The sequence below is a fragment of the Streptomyces sp. NBC_00005 genome (assembly GCF_045160215.1).
Taxonomy (GTDB): Bacteria; Actinomycetota; Actinomycetes; order Streptomycetales; family Streptomycetaceae; genus Streptomyces.
In genome coordinates this window covers 3,333,443-3,351,577 of sequence record NZ_CP108316.1, presented here as the reverse complement: position 1 = coordinate 3,351,577, position 18,135 = coordinate 3,333,443, and the positions used below count along the sequence as shown (strand labels likewise).

General features: G+C 68.8%; 10 protein-coding genes, 1 tRNA gene and 1 rRNA gene. 11 read left to right on the top strand and 1 reads right to left on the bottom strand.

All coding sequences use genetic code 11. From position 1 onward, the window contains the following. Positions 1-54 precede the first annotated feature (54 nt). The 3 genes from rrf to OG303_RS15335 all read left to right on the top strand — a co-directional run bounded on the left by rrf (position 55) and on the right by OG303_RS15335 (position 1,120). Positions 55-171 (top strand): 5S ribosomal RNA (gene rrf / locus OG303_RS15345). A gap of 114 nt (positions 172-285) precedes the next feature. Beyond that, positions 286-948 carry a DegT/DnrJ/EryC1/StrS family aminotransferase gene (locus tag OG303_RS15340; RefSeq protein WP_405877275.1) on the top strand — a complete coding sequence of 221 codons (663 nt, stop codon included), beginning with the start codon at positions 286-288 and terminating at the stop codon, positions 946-948. A 96-nt stretch (positions 949-1,044) separates the two neighbouring features. Continuing rightward, positions 1,045-1,120: transfer RNA gene (locus tag OG303_RS15335), tRNA-Thr, on the top strand. 52 nt (positions 1,121-1,172) lie between these two features. Here OG303_RS15335 and OG303_RS15330 read toward each other — a convergent pair. Then, the gene (locus OG303_RS15330; RefSeq protein WP_405868874.1) at positions 1,173-3,926 is read right to left on the bottom strand and encodes a SpoIIE family protein phosphatase; all 2,754 of its coding nucleotides are present in this window, start codon (positions 3,924-3,926) and stop codon (positions 1,173-1,175) included. A gap of 376 nt (positions 3,927-4,302) precedes the next feature. Between OG303_RS15330 and OG303_RS15325 the strand changes: the two genes are divergently transcribed. The 8 genes from OG303_RS15325 to OG303_RS15290 all read left to right on the top strand — a co-directional run bounded on the left by OG303_RS15325 (position 4,303) and on the right by OG303_RS15290 (position 18,022). Next, positions 4,303-9,774, top strand: coding sequence for a HAMP domain-containing protein (locus OG303_RS15325; RefSeq protein WP_405868872.1), 5,472 nt, complete (start codon positions 4,303-4,305; stop codon positions 9,772-9,774). Positions 9,775-10,018: 244 nt separating this feature from the next. After that, positions 10,019-10,699, top strand: coding sequence for a two-component system response regulator (locus tag OG303_RS15320; protein WP_405868870.1), 681 nt, complete (start codon positions 10,019-10,021; stop codon positions 10,697-10,699). Between the two features lie 124 nt (positions 10,700-10,823). After that, positions 10,824-13,532, top strand: coding sequence for a DNA translocase FtsK (locus OG303_RS15315; RefSeq protein WP_405868868.1), 2,709 nt, complete (start codon positions 10,824-10,826; stop codon positions 13,530-13,532). Positions 13,533-13,777: 245 nt separating this feature from the next. Beyond that, positions 13,778-14,617, top strand: a complete 840-nt coding sequence (locus OG303_RS15310) for a helix-turn-helix domain-containing protein (protein WP_405868866.1) — start codon at positions 13,778-13,780, stop codon at positions 14,615-14,617. Positions 14,618-14,708: 91 nt separating this feature from the next. Further along, positions 14,709-16,193, top strand: a complete 1,485-nt coding sequence (gene rimO, locus OG303_RS15305) for a 30S ribosomal protein S12 methylthiotransferase RimO (protein WP_405868864.1) — start codon at positions 14,709-14,711, stop codon at positions 16,191-16,193. Continuing rightward, entirely contained in the window at positions 16,190-16,996 is an 807-nt protein-coding gene (pgsA, locus tag OG303_RS15300; RefSeq protein WP_405868862.1) for a CDP-diacylglycerol--glycerol-3-phosphate 3-phosphatidyltransferase, read from the top strand. The genes rimO and pgsA overlap by 4 nt, the downstream gene beginning before the upstream one ends. Then, complete coding sequence (locus OG303_RS15295; protein ID WP_405868860.1) at positions 16,993-17,538, top strand: CinA family protein; 546 nt, start codon at positions 16,993-16,995, stop codon at positions 17,536-17,538. Before pgsA ends, OG303_RS15295 begins: the two co-directional genes overlap by 4 nt. A gap of 109 nt (positions 17,539-17,647) precedes the next feature. Next, a complete protein-coding gene (locus tag OG303_RS15290) occupies positions 17,648-18,022 on the top strand; it encodes a helix-turn-helix transcriptional regulator (protein ID WP_351359580.1) in 375 nt (124 codons plus the stop codon). The last annotated feature ends 113 nt before the right edge of the window (positions 18,023-18,135 follow it).

The window sequence follows — 18,135 nt, the reverse complement described above, 5'->3', positions numbered from 1 at the left end:
ACGAACAGCCCCACGTTTCACAGAGCGTGGCGTGGCTGGACAGTTTCATAGTGTTTCGGTGGTTATAGCGTGAGGGAAACGCCCGGTTACATTCCGAACCCGGAAGCTAAGCCTTACAGCGCCGATGGTACTGCAGGGGGGACCCTGTGGGAGAGTAGGACGCCGCCGAACAATTCTTCAAAGGGTTGGATCCAGAACTTCGGTTCGGGGTCCAACCCTTTTTTGTTCTGCGTCACTTGAAGTTCACGTTGCGCAACAACCATCCGAAGCATGGGTACTGCTGCAATGCTCAGGGCCGCCGGCGTCGGAGTCGGTGACGAGGTTGTCGTGCCGGCCTTCGGGAACGCCGAGGTCGCCGGGGCCGTCGCCCTCGCCGGCGCGCTGCCGGTGTTCGCCGACATAGATCCGTTGACGTACGGCCTTGACCCGTCCGCTGTCGAGGCGGCCGTAACTCCGCGAACGGCGGCGGTAGTTGTCGTACACCGCTTCGGACGGCCGGCCGACATCGCGCGGCTGCACGGTGTGGGGCAGCGGCACGGGCTTTTGGTGCTGGAGCAGGGCGAGTCCGAGGTGCCGTACGACGAGATCGCTCAGCGGAGGGAGCGGGCCGCTTATCTCGACGCCAAGTTGAGGGGTGTGCGGACGCCCGACGGGGGTGACGGGCACACCTATCAGCAGTACGTCGTGCGTGTTCCCGGGAATGGGCGACCGGACAGGGACGCCTTCGCTCGGGCCGTGCGGGCCAGGGGAGTTGAGTGCCGGGTGCCGGTGAAGACGCCTGTGCACCGGCTGCCGGAATTCCGCCGGTGCGTGTCGCTGCCGGAGACCGAGCGGGCCGCCGACGAGACCCTCGCGCTGCCCGTGGACGCCGCGCTGACGAAGCGGGACATGCAGCGGATCGTGGGTGCCTGCAATGCACTGGGCGGACTGCTCCAGCCTGCCTTCTGAGCGAGCGGTCGGTACCGGGCGAGGCAGTTGGGAGCACGTGTATGTTCGGGGTATGATCTATTCCGTTGCCGCGAGGGAAACCTCCCAGGGCAACTGGCCCCCATAGCTCAGTCGGTAGAGCGTCTCCATGGTAAGGAGAAGGTCAACGGTTCGATTCCGTTTGGGGGCTCCAGTCGAAAGGCCCCGCCCAATTGGGCGGGGCCTTTTTCGTGCTCGTAGGCCTGTCAGTCCTTGTGGAGGCCCGGGACCCGCATCGCCAGGATCGCCATGTCGTCGGACGGGGCGTCGGATGCGAAGCGTTCCACCGCGCGCATGATGCGGGCAGCGACGGCGCCGGCCGTCAGGCCTGTGCAGGTCGTGAGGACGTCGGTGAGGCCGTCGTCGCCCAGCATGCGGGTGCCCTCGCGGCGTTCCGTGACGCCGTCTGTGACACACAGCAGGACGTCGCCCGGGTCGAGGGTGACCGTCTGCTCGTAGAGCTCCAGGTCGTCCATGACGCCCAGGAGCGGCTGCGGTTCGGCGGCGGGTTCGACCGTGCCGTCCTGACGCAGGCGGAGCGGGAGGGGGTGGCCGGCGCAGACCACCTTCAGTTCCGCGCTGCCGTCCTCCTGTGGCCGCATCTCGCCGTACAGGAGGGTCAGGAAGCGGCTGCGGGCGCCCTCGTCGAGAATGGCCGAGTTCAGACGCTCCAGGACCGCCGGACCGCTGAGGCCCTCGCGGGCCAGCAGGCGCAGGGCGTGCCGGGCGAGGCCCGTGACCGCCGCCGCGTTCGGGCCCGTACCGCAGACGTCGCCGATGGCGAAGCCGTAGGCGCCGTCGCTGATCGGGAAGAGGTCGTAGAAGTCGCCGCCGACTTCGTTGCCCTCGCCGGCCGCGCGGTAGATGACCTCGACCTCGACGCCGTCGATCTCGGGGAGCTCGGGCGGCAGGAGGCTGCGCTGGAGGGACTGGCTGATGGCCGTGCGCTCGGAGTAGAGGCGGGCGTTGTCGAGGGCGAGAGCGGCCCGGCGGCTCAAGTCCTCGGCCAGTTCCAGGATTTCCTGGCGGAAGTGTTCGTCGGTGGGCTTGCCGAGCGTCAGCATGCCGATGACGCGGTTGCGGGCGACCAAGGGGAGGACCACCGTCTCGCCGCCCACCGCGGAAGCTGTGGCGAGCGTGGGGCCGATGCCCGAGGCGATCTGGTGGGTCGGGCCGCCGCTCAGGCCGAGGCTGCGCATGGAGCTGCGCAGGGCCGCCTGGTGGGCTACCTCGCCGGGGGCGGACCAGACGCGGGCGCCGGGGGTCGGTACCGGGTCGGGCGGGGAGACCTTCGAGAGCAACGACTTGATGCCGTCGATGAGTTCCTCGTCCTCGTGCAGGACGTACGACAGGTACGGCTCGGAGGCCTGGTCGGCGATGGTGTAGACGGCGCACCAGGTGGCCAGCGTGGGGACCGTCATCTGGGCCATCAGCGCCAGGGTCTGGTCCCGGTCCAGGGTGCCCGCGAGGAGGTCGGAGGCCTCCACCAGGAAGCTCAGGGAGCCGCGGCGCAGGCGCTCCAGCTCGCCCAGGCGGGCCGACTCGACCGCCAACGCGATGCGGTCGGCGGCGAATTGGAGGCGTAGGGCCTCCTCGTTGGAGTATCTGCCGGGGCTCTCGGCCGCGACGCCGAGGGAGCCGGTGAGGCGGCCCTCGACCTTCAGGGGGACCGTGACGACCGAGCGCATGCCCGTGCCGCTCAGCAGCGGTACGGCGCCCGGTACGGCCGAGAGGTCGTCGTGGACCGCCGGCATGCGGGCCGAGCCGTAGCGGCCGGGGCCTGCCTCGACGGGCACGCGCGCGAAGCGCTGGCGGGCGGAGGGCAGGCCCGTGGAGGCGCGGACCTCCAACTCCGTTTCGTCGTCGGTCGCGAGGAGCAGGAAGGCGGAGTCGGCATCCAGCATGTCGCGGGCGCGCTCCACCGTGCGCTGGAGGAGGCCGTCGAGGTCGTCCGGGGCCGGGGAGCCGATGAACACCTCGAAGGGGTCGGTGTTCTGGCCGTCGGCGGAAGTCGACGAGTCGGAGGCCGGCATGCGCAACGGGGTCTGCAGGACGGCCCGTTCGTGGTCGCGGACCAGGAGGCAGACCGTGGACGGCTCGCCACCCGTGTCGCGGACGCGGAGGTGGGAGGCGTACACCGGAGTGACCCGGCCGTTGGCGCCCCTTATGCCGTAACTGCCCTCCCAGCGGGAGAGTCGGAGCGCCTCCGCGATGCCCGTGCTGGTGCCGGGCGTGTGCGGCCAGGCGGCGAGGTCGGTGAGGGGCTTGCCGATCACTCCTTCGGCCGCGTAGCCGAAGAGTTCCTCCGCGTCCTCGTTCCACGACGTGATGGAGCCGGTGCGGTCGATCTGGACGACCGCGACGCGCACCCTGCCGTCGGCGAGCGGGAGCAGGTCGGCGGGCAGGGACGGGCCTGCCGCGCGCGTGCCGACCGCACGCTCGGGGACGGCGAGTTGGAACCAGACCTGCTTGTGCGTGGGCGTGTACTCGACGCCCCAGCGGCCGGCGAGGGCCGCGCACAGCTGGAGTCCGCGGCCGCCCTCGCGGTCGGGGCTGCCCATGTTGACGGGGTGGCCCTGGAGGGGGATCTCACGCTCCGGGTAGCGGTCGCCGACCTCGATGCGTACGCCGTCGTCGGTGCGCAGGCACAGGACGTCCGCGGCTGTGCCGGCGTGCACCACGGCGTTGGTGACCAGCTCACTGGTGAGGACCACGGCATCGTCGACGATGTCGGCAAAGCCCCAGCCCTGGAGGGTGTCGCGGACGAAGGAGCGGGCGGTCGCTACCGATCGTCCGACGGGCTCGAAGCTGGCGGCCGCGCGCGCGGTGATCACAGAACTCCTCGTCCGGTTGTCGACGGGCAGGGCTGCCTGGCCGACCGGCTCGTGCCGCTGATGCGGCAGGCCGCCCGTCGGCCGGGGGTCCGGGGGTTGTCCCCCCGGGATCAGTCCGGTGGTCATGTGTGCGGCCGCCCCTCCGATGCCCGCTCGTTCTCGTGCCACCGCCCAGGCCGGACGGACCGGCGCGGCTGGACAGCCGCATGCAAGGTTACTTACCTTCGCCGTCCATGCGGATGCCGGTCTGCAGTGTTTCCGCCCAGAGGGTGTGCGGACGATGTGCGAAGCTGCCGAACTGTTATGGCCGGGTTCAGGCAGGGTGAAACACTGGGCAAGCTTCTTGTGAAGGTCCGGGCAGCCTGAGTGTGTACCGCGTCCTGTGGGCAGCAGCCCGTGGTGCGGCCCGGTATATCCGGCAGAAACACGCAGCAGTAACTGGAACGTCGAGCAGTAGTACGCGAGCACAGCAGTAACGGTCGACCCCTGCGGGAGGGACACAGTGGAGTCTGGCGCAGCGACGCGGGGCACTAAAACGCGCGCGAAAGGCGGACAGTCCCTGAAAGACCAGCGCAAACCGCGCGGTGGGACCACCGCGGTGGATACGGCGACCCTGAACCGACTGCTGGTGGCTCTCGTCTCGATGCGGGACGGGAACTTCCGTAAGCGGCTCACGGTGTCCGGTGACGGCGTGATGTCTGAGATTGCGGCGGTTTTCAATGAGGTGGCCGACCGCAATCTGCATTTGACGGGCGAGTTGTCGCGGGTGCGGCGCATGGTGGGCCGTGAGGGCAAGCTCACCGAGCGGCTCGAGACGGGCGCCTACGAGGGTTCCTGGGTGGCGGCCATCGAGGCGTCCAATGCGCTCGTGGACGACCTGGTACGGCCCGTCTCCGAGGTCGGGCGGGTGCTGTCGGCGGTGGCCGAGGGTGATCTGTCGCCGCGCATGGAGCTGCGGACGCAGGCGCCGGACGGGACCGGGCATCCGCTGCGCGGGGAGTTCCTCAAGGTCGGCCGTACCGTCAACAATCTGGTCGATCAGCTGTCGACGTTCACCGACGAGGTCACACGTGTGGCCAGCGAGGTGGGCACCGAGGGCAAGCTGGGCGGGCAGGCACGCGTGCGTGGCATGTCGGGTTCGTGGAAGGACCTCACGGATTCCGTCAACACGATGGCGTACCGGCTGACGGCCCAGGTGCGGGACATCGCCCTGGTGACGACCGCGGTGGCCAAGGGTGATCTGTCCCGGAAGGTCACGGTTCACGTCGCCGGCGAGATGCTGGAGCTCAAGAACACCGTCAACACGATGGTGGACCAGCTGTCGTCCTTCTCCTCCGAGGTGACGCGAGTCGCGCGCGAGGTGGGCACCGAGGGCGAGCTCGGCGGGCAGGCGCAGGTGCCGGGTGTGGCCGGTGTGTGGAAGGACCTCACCGATTCGGTGAACCTCATGGCCGGCAACCTGACGGCCCAGGTGCGCGGGATCGCGCAGGTGACGACAGCGGTCGCCAACGGTGACCTGTCGCAGAAGGTGACCGTTTCCGCACGCGGCGAGGTCGCGCAGCTCGCGGACACGATCAACCAGATGACCGAGACGCTGCGGATCTTCGCGGACGAGGTCACGCGTGTGGCCAACGAGGTCGGTGCCGCGGGGCAGCTGGGCGGTCAGGCGAACGTGCCGGGCGCGGCGGGTACGTGGAAGGACCTGACGGACTCCGTCAACACGGTGTTCCGGAATCTGACCATTCAGGTGAGGGACATCGCCGCCGTGACCACGGCTGTGGCCAACGGCGATCTCTCCCAGAAGGTCACCGTCGACGTGGCCGGCGAGATGCTCGAGCTGAAGAACACCGTCAACGGGATGGTCGACCAGCTGTCGTCGTTCGGCTCCGAGGTCACGCGGGTGGCCCGGGAGGTCGGCGTCGAGGGTGAGCTGGGCGGGCAGGCGCAGGTGCCGGGCGCGGCGGGTACGTGGAAGGACCTGACCGACTCGGTCAACACCGCCTTCCGCAACCTCACCGGGCAGGTGCGCAACATCGCCCAGGTGACGACGGCCGTGGCCAACGGCGATCTGTCGCAGAAGGTCACCGTGGACGTCTCCGGCGAGATGCTCCAGCTGAAGAACACCGTGAACACGATGGTGGACCAGCTGTCGTCCTTCGCCGACCAGGTGACACGGATGGCCCGGGACGTGGGCACGGAGGGCCGGCTGGGCGGTCAGGCGGTCGTACCGGGGGTGGCCGGTACGTGGAAGGAGCTCACCGACTCCGTCAACGGCATGGCGGGCAACCTCACCGCCCAGGTGCGCAACATCGCACAGGTCACCACCGCGGTCGCCCAGGGTGACCTCTCGCAGAAGATCGACGTGGACGCGCGCGGCGAGATCCTGGAGCTGAAGAACACCATCAACACGATGGTCGACCAGCTCTCCGGGTTCGCCGACCAGGTGACCCGTGTGGCCCGCGAGGTGGGCACCGAGGGCCGCCTCGGCGGGCAGGCGCAGGTGCCCGGCGTCGCCGGTGTGTGGCGGGACCTGACCGACTCGGTGAACGGCATGGCCGGCAACCTGACGGCCCAGGTGCGCAACATCGCGCAGGTCGCCACCGCGGTGGCCCGTGGTGACCTGTCCCAGAAGATCACCGTGGACGCGCGCGGGGAGATCCTGGAGTTGAAGAACACCCTCAACACGATGGTCGACCAGCTGTCGTCCTTCGCGGAGGAGGTCACCAGGGTCGCCCGTGAGGTGGGCACGGAGGGGCAGCTCGGCGGTCAGGCCGAGGTGCAGGGCGTCTCCGGCACCTGGAAGGACCTCACGCAGTCCGTGAACTTCATGGCGAACAACCTGACCATCCAGGTGCGCAACATCGCCGAGGTCACGACGGCGGTCGCCAAGGGCGACCTGTCCAAGAAGATCACCGTCGACGCGAAGGGCGAGATCCTCGAACTCGTCACGACGGTCAACACGATGGTCGACCAGCTGTCCAGCTTCGCCGAGCAGGTGACTCGGGTGGCCCGCGAGGTGGGCACCGAGGGCATCCTGGGCGGCCAGGCGCACGTTCCCGGCATCACGGGCATCTGGAAGGACCTCAGCGGCAACGTCAACCTGATGGCCAAGAACCTGACCATGCAGGTGCGGAACATCTCCCAGGTCGCGAACGCGGTCGCCAACGGCGACCTCACCCGGACGGTGACGATCGAGGCGCGCGGTGAGGTCGCGCAGCTCGCGGACACCTTCAACACCATGGTGAAGACGCTGAGTTCGTTCGCCGACCAGGTCACCAAGGTGGCCCGTGAGGTGGGCACGGACGGCATCCTCGGCGGGCAGGCGCACGTACCCGGTGTGGCCGGTACGTGGAAGGACCTCACCGAGTCCGTGAACCAGATGGCGTCCAACCTGACCGGTCAGGTGCGCAACATCGCGATGGTCACCACGGCCATCGCCAAGGGTGACCTGACAAAGAAGATCGACATTGACGCCCGTGGCGAGATCCTCGAGCTCAAGACGACGATCAACACGATGGTCGACCAGCTGTCGAGCTTCGCCGAGGAGGTCACCCGGGTGGCCCGCGAGGTGGGCACGGAGGGCCAGCTCGGCGGCCAGGCACGCGTGCGTGACGTCGACGGCACCTGGCGCGACCTCACCGAGTCCGTGAACGAGATGGCCGGGAACCTCACCCGGCAGGTGCGCGCCATCGCGCGCGTGGCGACCGCGGTGACCCGCGGCGACCTGAACCTGAAGATCGACGTCGACGCGTCCGGCGAGATCCAGGAACTGCAGGACTACATCAACAAGATGATCGCCAACCTGCGCGACACCACGATCGCCAACAAGGAGCAGGACTGGCTCAAGGGCAACCTCGCGCGCATCTCCGCTCTGATGCAGGGCCGCCGCGATCTGCAGGACGTGGCGTCGCTGATCATGAGCGAGCTGACGCCGGTGGTCTCCGCCCAGCACGGCGCGTTCTTCGTCGCGATGACGCCCGTCGACGGCAAGGAGCTGAGCCCCGAAAGCGAGGACGCGTACGAACTGCGCATGCTCGGGTCGTACGGCTACTCGATGGGCTCCATGCCGACGTCGTTCCGGCCGGGCGAGGCGTTGATCGGGACGGCCGCCGAGGAGAAGCGCACGATCCTGGTGGAGAACGCGCCCAGTGGCTACCTGAAGATCTCCTCGGGCCTCGGCGAGGCGCCGCCCGCGCAAGTGATCGTCCTCCCGGTGTTGTTCGAGGGGAAGGTGCTCGGCATCATCGAGCTGGCCTCCTTCACTCCCTTCACGCAGATCCAGAAGGACTTCCTCAACCAGATCGCCGAGATGATCGCGACCAGCGTCAACACCATCTCCGTCAACACCAAGACGGAGCAGTTGCTGAAGCAGTCGCAGGAACTGACCGAGCAACTGCGTGAGCGTTCGGCCGAGTTGGAGAACCGGCAGAAGGCACTCCAGGCGTCCAACGCCGAACTGGAGGAGAAGGCCGAGCTGCTGGCCCAGCAGAACCGGGACATCGAGGTGAAGAACACCGAGATCGAGGAGGCGCGGCAGGTCCTGGAGGAGCGTGCCGAGCAGCTCGCGGTGTCGATGCGCTACAAGAGCGAGTTCCTCGCCAACATGTCGCACGAGCTGCGTACACCGCTCAACTCGCTGCTGATTCTTGCCAAGTTGCTCGCGGACAACGCGGACTCGAACCTCACTCCGAAGCAGGTCGAGTTCGCCGAGACCATCCACGGCGCCGGTTCCGACCTGCTCCAGCTGATCAACGACATCCTCGACCTGTCGAAGGTCGAGGCGGGCAAGATGGACGTCTCTCCGACGCGTATCGCGCTCGTCCAGCTCGTCGACTACGTGGAGGCCACGTTCCGGCCGCTGACCGCGGAGAAGGGCCTCGACCTGTCCGTACGGGTGTCTCCGGAGCTGCCCGCCACGCTGCACACCGACGAACAACGGCTCCTGCAGGTGCTGCGGAACCTGCTGTCCAACGCGGTGAAGTTCACCGACTCGGGCGCCGTCGAGCTGGTCATCCGGCCCGCCGGCCGGGACGTCCCGATGGCGATCAGGGAGCAGCTGCTCGAGGCCGGTTCGATGACCGATCCGGACGCGGACCTGATCGCGTTCTCGGTGACCGACACCGGTATCGGTATCGCCGCCAGCAAGATGCGGGTGATCTTCGAGGCGTTCAAGCAGGCGGACGGCACGACGAGTCGCAAGTACGGCGGTACCGGCCTGGGGCTGTCGATCTCGCGGGAGATCGCCCAGCTGCTCGGCGGTGAGATCCACGCACAGAGCGAGCCGGGGCGCGGCTCGACGTTCACGCTGTATTTGCCGCTGCATCCGAGCGAACTGCCGCCGCAGGGATACCAGCAGGCCCTGCCCGCCCTGCAGGCCGGCGACCTGGTGGCCGCCGCGGACCTGGCCCAGCTCTCCGAGGTGGCGGTCGAGACGCCGGCCGAGGTGAAGTCGTACCGGGAGACGCAGAACGGTGCCGCGGCGCTCTTCAGGCGCCGCCGCAGGTCCGGATTCGACGCCGGCCAGCGCCTGGCGCATCAGGAGCAGTGGTCGGCCGCGGAGCAGGACGCGGCGCCGCAGGTGCGCCGCGGCATCCGGTTCGGCGGCCAGAAGGTGCTGATCGTCGACGACGACATCCGCAACGTGTTCGCGCTGACCAGTGTCCTCGAGCAGCACGGGCTGTCCGTGCTGTACGCCGAGAACGGCCGCGAGGGCATCGAGGTCCTGGAACAGCACGACGACGTCGCGGTCGTCCTGATGGACATCATGATGCCGGAGATGGACGGCTACGCGACGACCACGGCGATCCGCAGGATGCCGCAGTTCGCAGGCCTGCCGATCATCGCGCTGACCGCGAAGGCGATGAAGGGCGACCGGGAGAAGGCGATCGAGTCGGGCGCCTCCGACTACGTGACGAAACCGGTCGATCCCGATCATCTGCTGTCGGTGATGGAGCAGTGGATGCGGGGGGAGTGACGGGAACTATCGATGTTCACGCGGAGTTGCTGACTCAGTGTGGCCGATGCCGTGTAGAAGTACGGGATTCGGGGAACCTTCTGGTCTCCCGCTACGTTTCTGCTACGTGCACAGTGACATCACGGTGACAGGGTGTGGCGACAGGCGGGGTGCGGCTACGATGACCGGCACAAGGACGGGCGGCGAAAGGGAGTCGTCCCCAGGGGCGGCGCCCGGTGCACATCCGGGGCGAGGAGGGCGGGCCATGGTGCAGAAGGCCAAGATCCTCCTGGTCGATGACCGGCCGGAGAATCTGCTGGCGCTGGAGGCCATCCTCTCTGCGCTCGATCAGACGCTGGTGCGGGCATCGTCCGGGGAGGAAGCGCTCAAAGCACTGCTCACGGACGACTTCGCGGTCATTCTGCTGGACGTCCAGATGCCGGGAATGGACGGCTTCGAGACGGCCGCGCACATCAAGCGGCGAGAACGGACCCGGGACATCCCGATCATCTTCCTCACCGCGATCAACCACGGCCCGCACCACACCTTCCGGGGGTACGCGGCGGGTGCGGTCGACTACATCTCCAAGCCGTTCGACCCGTGGGTGCTGCGCGCGAAGGTCTCGGTCTTCGTCGAGCTGTACATGAAGAACTGCCAGCTGCGGGAGCAGGCGGCGCTGTTGCGGCTCCAGTTGGAGGGCGGCGGCAAGGCCGCGGTCGGCGAGGCCAAGGAGCCGGCCGGTCTGCTCGCCGAGCTGTCGGCGCGGCTCGCGGCGGTCGAGGAGCAGGCCGAGGCGCTGTCCAAGCAGCTCGACGACGAGTCGGCGGACGCGGCGGCCGTCGCGACCGCGGCTCATCTCGAACGCAAACTCACGGGTTTGCGGCGGGCGCTGGACGCGTTGGAGCCGGGTGCCGGCAGCACGTCGTCGGTGTCCTCGCAGAACTGACGTTCAGGCACGGCCCAGTTGCGCATGAGGACGCGTCAGTTCCGCGCCCGTTCCCGGGCGACACGAACGGGTGAAGCAGTGGGCACACGTGTCCGCTGCCGTCTCCACCGGTAACCTCACACCTATGGCCTCACGTCCCTCCGCTGCCAAGAAGCAGCCCGCGAAGAAGGCGGCGGCTCCGGCGAAGAAGGCCGCTGCGAAAAAGGCCCCGGCCAAGAAGGCGCCCGCCAAGAAAGCCGCCGCGAAGAAGGCGGCACCGCCTCCGAAGCCGGCGCCGAACCCGACCGGCGGCATCTACAAGCTCGTGCGCGCCCTCTGGTTGGGCGTCGCGCACGCCGTCGGCGCCGTGTTCCGCGGCATAGGGAACGGCGCCAAGAACCTCGACCCCGCACACCGCAAGGACGGCATCGCGCTGCTGCTGTTCGGCATCGCGCTGATCATCGCCGCCGGCACCTGGGCCGATCTGCGCGGCCCCGTCGGCGACCTCGTCGAGATCCTGGTGACCGGCTCCTTCGGCCGCCTCGACCTGCTCGTGCCGATACTGCTCGCGGTCATCGCCGTGCGTTTCATCCGGCATCCCGAGCAGCCCGAGGCCAACGGCCGCATCGTGATCGGCCTGTCCGCGCTCGTCATCGGCGTGCTCGGCCAGGTCCACATCGCCTGCGGCGCACCCGCCCGCAGCGAGGGCATGCAGGCGATAAGGGACGCCGGCGGCCTCATCGGCTGGGGTGCGGCGACCCCGCTGACGTACACGATGGGCGACGTACTCGCCGTACCGCTGCTCGTGCTGCTGACGATCTTCGGTCTGCTCGTCGTCACGGCCACTCCGGTCAACGCCATCCCGCAGCGGCTGCGGCTGCTCGGCGTGAAGCTCGGCATCCTCCACGACCCGGAGGAGGACGAGCTCGACGAGGACGACCAGCGGTACGACGACCAGTGGCGCGAGGCGCTGCCCCCGCGCACGCGCAAGCGTGGTCCGGCCCCGCAGGCGTACGACCCCGACGGTGCGGAGCAGGAGGCCCTCTCCCGGCGTCGTGGCCGTCCGCGGAGGTCCGCGGTGCCGCAGCCCGACATGGCGCGTCCGATGGACGCCGTGGACGTCGCCGCGGCCGCCGCTGCCGCGCTCGACGGCGCCGTCATGCACGGGATGCCGCCCTCGCCGATCGTCGCCGACCTCACCCAGGGGGTGAGCGTCGGGGATCGCGAGGAGAGCACGCCGGTGCCGGCACCGGCTCCGAAGTCGGTCCCGGCGGCGCGCCCCAAGCAGGAGAAGCTCAAGGCGGAGGTCATGGACCTCACCAAGGCCGCGCCGGAGGAGATCCACGATCTGCCGCCGCGCGCCGAGCAGCTCCAGCTGTCCGGAGACGTCACCTACTCGCTGCCCTCGCTCGACCTCCTCACGCGCGGGGGGCCCGGCAAGTCGCGCAGTGCCGCCAACGACGCGGTGGTCGCCTCCCTCACGAACGTCTTCTCCGAGTTCAAGGTCGACGCCGCCGTCACCGGCTTCACGCGCGGGCCGACGGTCACGCGCTACGAGGTCGAGCTCGGCCCCGCGGTGAAGGTCGAGCGGATCACCGCGCTGACGAAGAACATCGCGTACGCCGTCGCCAGCCCGGACGTGCGGATCATCAGCCCGATCCCCGGCAAGTCCGCGGTCGGCATCGAAATCCCCAACACCGACCGCGAGATGGTCAACCTCGGCGACGTGCTGCGCCTGGCGGCGGCCGCCGAGGACGAGCACCCGATGCTGGTCGCGCTCGGCAAGGACGTCGAGGGCGGCTATGTGATGGCCAACCTCGCGAAGATGCCGCACGTCCTGGTGGCCGGAGCCACCGGTTCCGGTAAGTCGTCGTGCATCAACTGCCTGATCACGTCGATCATGGTCCGCGCGACTCCCGAGGACGTCCGTATGGTCCTGGTCGACCCCAAGCGGGTCGAGCTGACCGCCTACGAGGGCATCCCGCACCTGATCACGCCGATCATCACCAACCCCAAGCGGGCCGCCGAGGCGCTCCAGTGGGTCGTACGGGAGATGGATCTCAGGTACGACGACCTGGCGGCGTACGGCTACCGCCACATCGACGACTTCAACGAGGCCGTGCGCAACGGCAAGGTGAAGTCGCCGGAGGGCAGTGAGCGGGAGCTGCAGCCGTATCCGTATCTGCTGGTGATCGTCGACGAGCTCGCCGACCTGATGATGGTCGCGCCGAGGGACGTCGAGGACTCGATCGTGCGCATCACGCAGCTCGCGCGCGCGGCGGGCATCCACCTGGTGCTGGCCACGCAGCGGCCGTCGGTCGACGTGGTGACCGGTCTGATCAAGGCGAACGTGCCCTCGCGGCTCGCCTTCGCCACCTCCTCGCTCGCCGACAGCCGCGTCATCCTCGACCAGCCCGGTGCCGAGAAGCTGATCGGCAAGGGCGACGGGCTGTACCTGCCGATGGGGCAGAACAAGCCCACCCGTATGCAGGGCGCCTTCGTGACCGAGGAGGAGGTCGCCGTCGTCGTCCAGCACTGCAAGGACCAGATGGCGCCCGTCTTCCGGGACGACGTCACCGTGGGCACCAAGCAGAAGAAGGAGATCGACGAGGAGATCGGCGACGACCTCGACCTGTTGTGCCAGGCGGCCGAGCTGGTGGTCTCGACGCAGTTCGGGTCGACGTCCATGCTCCAGCGCAAGCTGCGTGTCGGCTTCGCCAAGGCCGGGCGGCTGATGGACCTCATGGAGTCCAGGGGGATCGTCGGGCCGAGCGAGGGGTCGAAGGCTCGTGACGTTCTTGTGAAGGCTGACGAGCTGGATGGCGTGCTCGCGGTGATCCGCGGGGAGGCTTGAGATTGAACCCTCTCGGGTGCCACAAGCGATGTCGGTTCGTGACTCACCCGTAAGGGATCATTGAGCAACCGTTTCCCTTCGGCGTACGTCAAGTTGAGGGAAGCGACAATCGCGTACCCCACCATCGGCGTGTCCGGCCATTCCGATGGGCTACAAAGTCCCACCGCCCGGTTGCCCCACCCTTTTGTACCCCCCATAGACTGAACCTCCAGCACAGGTGGCTTAAACGCTCGAAAGGCGCCCCCGTGTCCATCGGCAACTCCCCTGAAGACGAGCGTCCGTTCGAAGACGATCGCGAGGCAGCCCGCCTCTCCGTCGGCCATGCCCTCCGGCAGGCGCGCATCGCGGCCGGGCTGACCGTCGACGACGTCACCAACGCCACCCGGGTCCGCATCGCCATCGTGCACGCCATCGAGGCCGACGACTTCGCCCCCTGCGGCGGAGACGTCTACGCCCGAGGCCACATCCGGACCCTGGCCAAGGCTGTCCACCTCGATCCGGCCCCGCTGCTCGCGCAGTACGACGCCGACCATGGTGGCCGTCCGGCCCCGACCCCGGCAGCACCCCTCTTCGAGGCGGAACGCATCCGCCCCGAGCGGCGCGGGCCCAACTGGACCGCGGCCATGGTCGCCGCCATCGTCGCCGTTGTCGGCTTCGTCGGGTTCACCGCCTTCAAGGGCGGCGACGACGGCGGCGCCAACACACAGGTCGCCGAGGGATCCACGCCCACCGCCAGCAAGTCCGCCTCGCCCACGCCCAAGAGCAGCAAGACCGACAACCCGAAGTCCGACCCCTCGGACAGCGCCATCGCGGCCGCGCCCCAGGACAAGGTGACGGTCCAGGTCAGTGCCGCCGACGGACGCAGCTGGATCTCGGCCAAGGACCACAACGGCCGGCTCCTGTTCGACGGGCTCCTCAAGCAGGGCGACTCCAAGACCTTCCAGGACAACGAGAAGATCAACCTCGTCCTCGGTGACGCCGGCGCGATCCAGCTCTACGTCAACGGCAAGAAGATCGAGGACGACTTCCAGCAGGGTGCGGTGGAGCGCCTCACGTATACGAAGGGCGATCCCCAGGTCGGTTAGGACCTGACCTGATGCGTGTTCCCGCGGGGCTGGCGAAGATCGCCAGCCCCGTCGACGTGGGCTGTCAGTGAGACAAAGTAGTCTTGAGCGCATGCCTGAACGCCGTACCGTCGCACTCGTCACCCTTGGCTGCGCCCGTAACGAGGTGGACTCGGAGGAGCTCGCAGGCCGCTTGGAGGCGGACGGCTGGGACCTCGTGGAGGACGCCGCGCAAGCGGACGTCGCCGTCGTCAACACCTGTGGCTTCGTCGAGGCCGCCAAGAAGGACTCAGTCGACGCCCTCCTCGAGGCCAACGACCTCAAGGGCCAGAGCAGAACCCAGGCCGTCGTGGCGGTGGGCTGCATGGCCGAGCGGTACGGCAAGGAACTCGCCGAAGCCCTCCCCGAGGCGGACGGCGTGCTCGGCTTCGACGACTACGCGGACATCTCCGACCGCCTGCAGACCATCCTGAACGGCGGCATCCACGCCTCCCACACCCCGCGCGACCGGCGCAAGCTGCTGCCGATCAGCCCCGCGGAGCGCCAGGAGTCCGCTGCCGAGGTCGCCCTGCCCGGACACGGTCCGGCCGCACCGGTGGCTCCCGTCGATCTTCCGGAGGGTCTCGCTCCGGCCTCCGGCCCCCGTGCGCCCCTGCGCCGCCGGCTGGACGGCGCCCCGGTCGCCTCGGTGAAGCTCGCCTCCGGCTGCGACCGGCGCTGCTCCTTCTGCGCCATCCCGTCGTTCCGCGGCTCCTTCATCTCCCGCCGCCCGAGCGACGTACTGAACGAGACGCGGTGGCTGGCCGAGCAGGGCGTCAAGGAGATCATGCTGGTCTCCGAGAACAACACCTCGTACGGCAAGGACCTGGGCGACATCCGCCTGCTGGAGTCGCTCCTGCCGGAGCTTGCGGAGGTCGACGGCCTCGAGCGCGTGCGGGTCAGCTACCTCCAGCCGGCCGAGATGCGCCCCGGGCTGATCGACGTCCTGACCTCGACGCCGAAGATCGCTCCGTACTTCGACCTGTCCTTCCAGCACTCCGCCCCCGGCGTGCTGCGCGCCATGCGCCGCTTCGGGGACACCGACCGCTTCCTGGAGCTGCTCGACACGATCCGGAACAAGGCCCCCCAGGCGGGCGTGCGCTCCAACTTCATCGTGGGCTTCCCGGGCGAGAGCGCGGACGACCTGGCGGAGCTGGAGCGGTTCCTCAACAGCGCGCGGCTGGACGCCATCGGCGTCTTCGGCTACTCCGACGAGGAGGGCACGGAGGCGGCGACGTACGACGACAAGCTGGACGAGGACGTCGTGGCCGAGCGGCTGGCACGTGTCTCCCGGCTGGCCGAGGAGCTCGTCTCGCAGCGGGCGGAGGAGCGAGTGGGCGAGACGGTGCACGTGCTCGTCGAGTCGGTCGACGACGAGGAGGGCGCGTACGGCCGCGGGGCGCACCAGGCGCCGGAGACGGACGGCCAGGTGCTGCTCACGAGCGGCGAAGGTCTGAGCGTCGGCCGTATGGTCGAGGCGAAGGTGGTCGGTACGGAAGGTGTCGACCTGGTGGCCGAGCCGCTGGAGCTCGCATGTAGTGAGGAGGCGGGCAGATGACCGGAGTACCGGCATCGGCGGCGAACGGCTCCTCCGGCGCGCAGGGCGCACCCACGAGCACGGCCTCGGGCAGCGCCTCCGGTGGGGTCTCCGACACGGCGTCAGGTGTGGTGCCGGGCGGGGCGTCCGGTGCCGATTCCGGTGACGCGTCCGACGTGACGTCGGGCGGCGTGAAGCCGGCGCGGGGCGGGAAGATCGCGGCCGCGGCCGTCAACCAGGCCAGCGTCTGGAACATCGCCAACCTGCTCACCATGCTCCGGCTGGTCCTCGTGCCCGGCTTCGTGGCCCTGATGCTGGCCGACGGCGGGTACGACCCCGCCTGGCGCGCCTGGGCCTGGGCGGCCTTCGCCGTCGCCATGATCACCGACATCTTCGACGGCCACCTGGCGCGTACGTACGACCTCGTCACCGACTTCGGGAAGATCGCCGACCCCATCGCCGACAAGGCGATCATGGGGGCGGCGCTGATCTGTCTCTCCTCGCTGGGCGACCTGCCGTGGTGGGTGACCATCGTCATCCTCGGCCGGGAACTGGGGATCACGCTGATGCGTTTCCTGGTCATCCGGTACGGCGTCATCCCGGCCAGCCGAGGCGGCAAGCTCAAGACGCTCACCCAGGGCGTGGCCGTCGGGATGTACGTCCTGGCGCTGACGGGCTGGCTGGCCACACTGAGGTGGTGGGTGATGGCGGCGGCGGTCGTCCTGACCGTGGCGACCGGGCTCGACTATGTGAGACAGGCCATTGTGCTGCGCAGGCAGGGAATCGCCGAGCGCAGGGCCGCGTCGGAGGAGACGCAAGCATGAATTCCCCTGCCGCCGACGTGGTGCGACTACTGACAGTGAACGGCGAGACCCTCGCGGTTGCCGAGTCGCTCACCGGCGGACTGGTTGCGGCGGAAATCACAGCCGTCCCCGGGGCGTCCAAGGCGTTCCGTGGTTCGGTGACCGCGTACGCCACCGAGCTGAAGCATGAGCTGCTGGGTGTCGACGCCATTCTGCTGGCACAGCGCGGAGCGGTGGATCCGCAGGTCGCGGCCCAGATGGCGGTCGGTGTGCGCAAGGCGCTCGGCGCCGACTGGGGCCTCGCGACCACCGGTGTCGCGGGGCCGGAACCGCAGGACGGGAAGCCCGTCGGGACGGTTTTCGTGGCCGTGGACGGCCCCTTCGCAGGGGATTCCGGTTCCGCCGGTGGCGGAAAAGTAGAGGCCCTGCGGTTGAACGGCGACCGCGCGGAAATTCGTATGGAGAGTGTACGGAGCGTACTCGCACTGCTCCTGAAGGAGCTTGCGAGCGAACAGACCGGGAATGAGCTGGCACAGGATACGGAACAGAACGGGGGGTTTTGATGTTTGCAGCCCTGAGTGAACACGACATCGCTCCCCGCACGGCCGCAGCGCGAGGCGGTACGGTGGGGCGTGAAGGATGCGGCTACGCGGTCCGAGGAGGGAGCCACCGATGATTCTGCTCCGTCGCCTGCTGGGTGACGTGCTGCGTCGGCAGCGCCAGCGCCAGGGCCGTACTCTGCGCGAAGTCTCCTCGTCCGCCCGAGTCTCACTCGGCTATCTCTCCGAGGTGGAGCGGGGGCAGAAGGAGGCTTCCTCCGAGCTGCTCTCCGCCATCTGCGACGCGCTGGACGTACGGATGTCCGAGCTCATGCGGGAAGTGAGCGACGAGCTCGCCCTCGCCGAGCTGGCCCGGTCTGCCGCGGCCACCGAGTCTGTACCCGCGCCGGTTCGTCCGATGCTGGGTTCTGTGTCGGTGACCGGAGTGCCACCGGAACGGGTGACCATCAAGGCGCCCGCCGAAGCGGTGGACGTGGTCGCCGCGTGACGTTCACGCGTGTGGCTGCTTGAGTCGACGTGCACGTGCAAGGCCCCGGCCGGGGCCTCTCCAGGGAGAACTGGGGAGGTGCGGTCGGGGTTTTCGTGTTGTCGGAGTGCTTT

What these genes read in the sequence shown, in the direction of transcription:
- OG303_RS15320 (WP_405868870.1), top strand. Translation starts at nt 10,019, where the DNA reads ATGGTGCAGAAGGCCAAGATCCTCCTGGTCGATGACCGGCCGGAGAAT.
- pgsA (WP_405868862.1), top strand. Translation starts at nt 16,190, where the DNA reads ATGACCGGAGTACCGGCATCGGCGGCGAACGGCTCCTCCGGCGCGCAG.
- rimO (WP_405868864.1), top strand. Translation starts at nt 14,709, where the DNA reads ATGCCTGAACGCCGTACCGTCGCACTCGTCACCCTTGGCTGCGCCCGT.
- OG303_RS15340 (WP_405877275.1), top strand. Translation starts at nt 286, where the DNA reads ATGCTCAGGGCCGCCGGCGTCGGAGTCGGTGACGAGGTTGTCGTGCCG.
- OG303_RS15315 (WP_405868868.1), top strand. Translation starts at nt 10,824, where the DNA reads ATGGCCTCACGTCCCTCCGCTGCCAAGAAGCAGCCCGCGAAGAAGGCG.
- OG303_RS15295 (WP_405868860.1), top strand. Translation starts at nt 16,993, where the DNA reads ATGAATTCCCCTGCCGCCGACGTGGTGCGACTACTGACAGTGAACGGC.
- OG303_RS15290 (WP_351359580.1), top strand. Translation starts at nt 17,648, where the DNA reads ATGATTCTGCTCCGTCGCCTGCTGGGTGACGTGCTGCGTCGGCAGCGC.
- OG303_RS15330 (WP_405868874.1), bottom strand. Translation starts at nt 3,926, where the DNA reads ATGACCACCGGACTGATCCCGGGGGGACAACCCCCGGACCCCCGGCCG.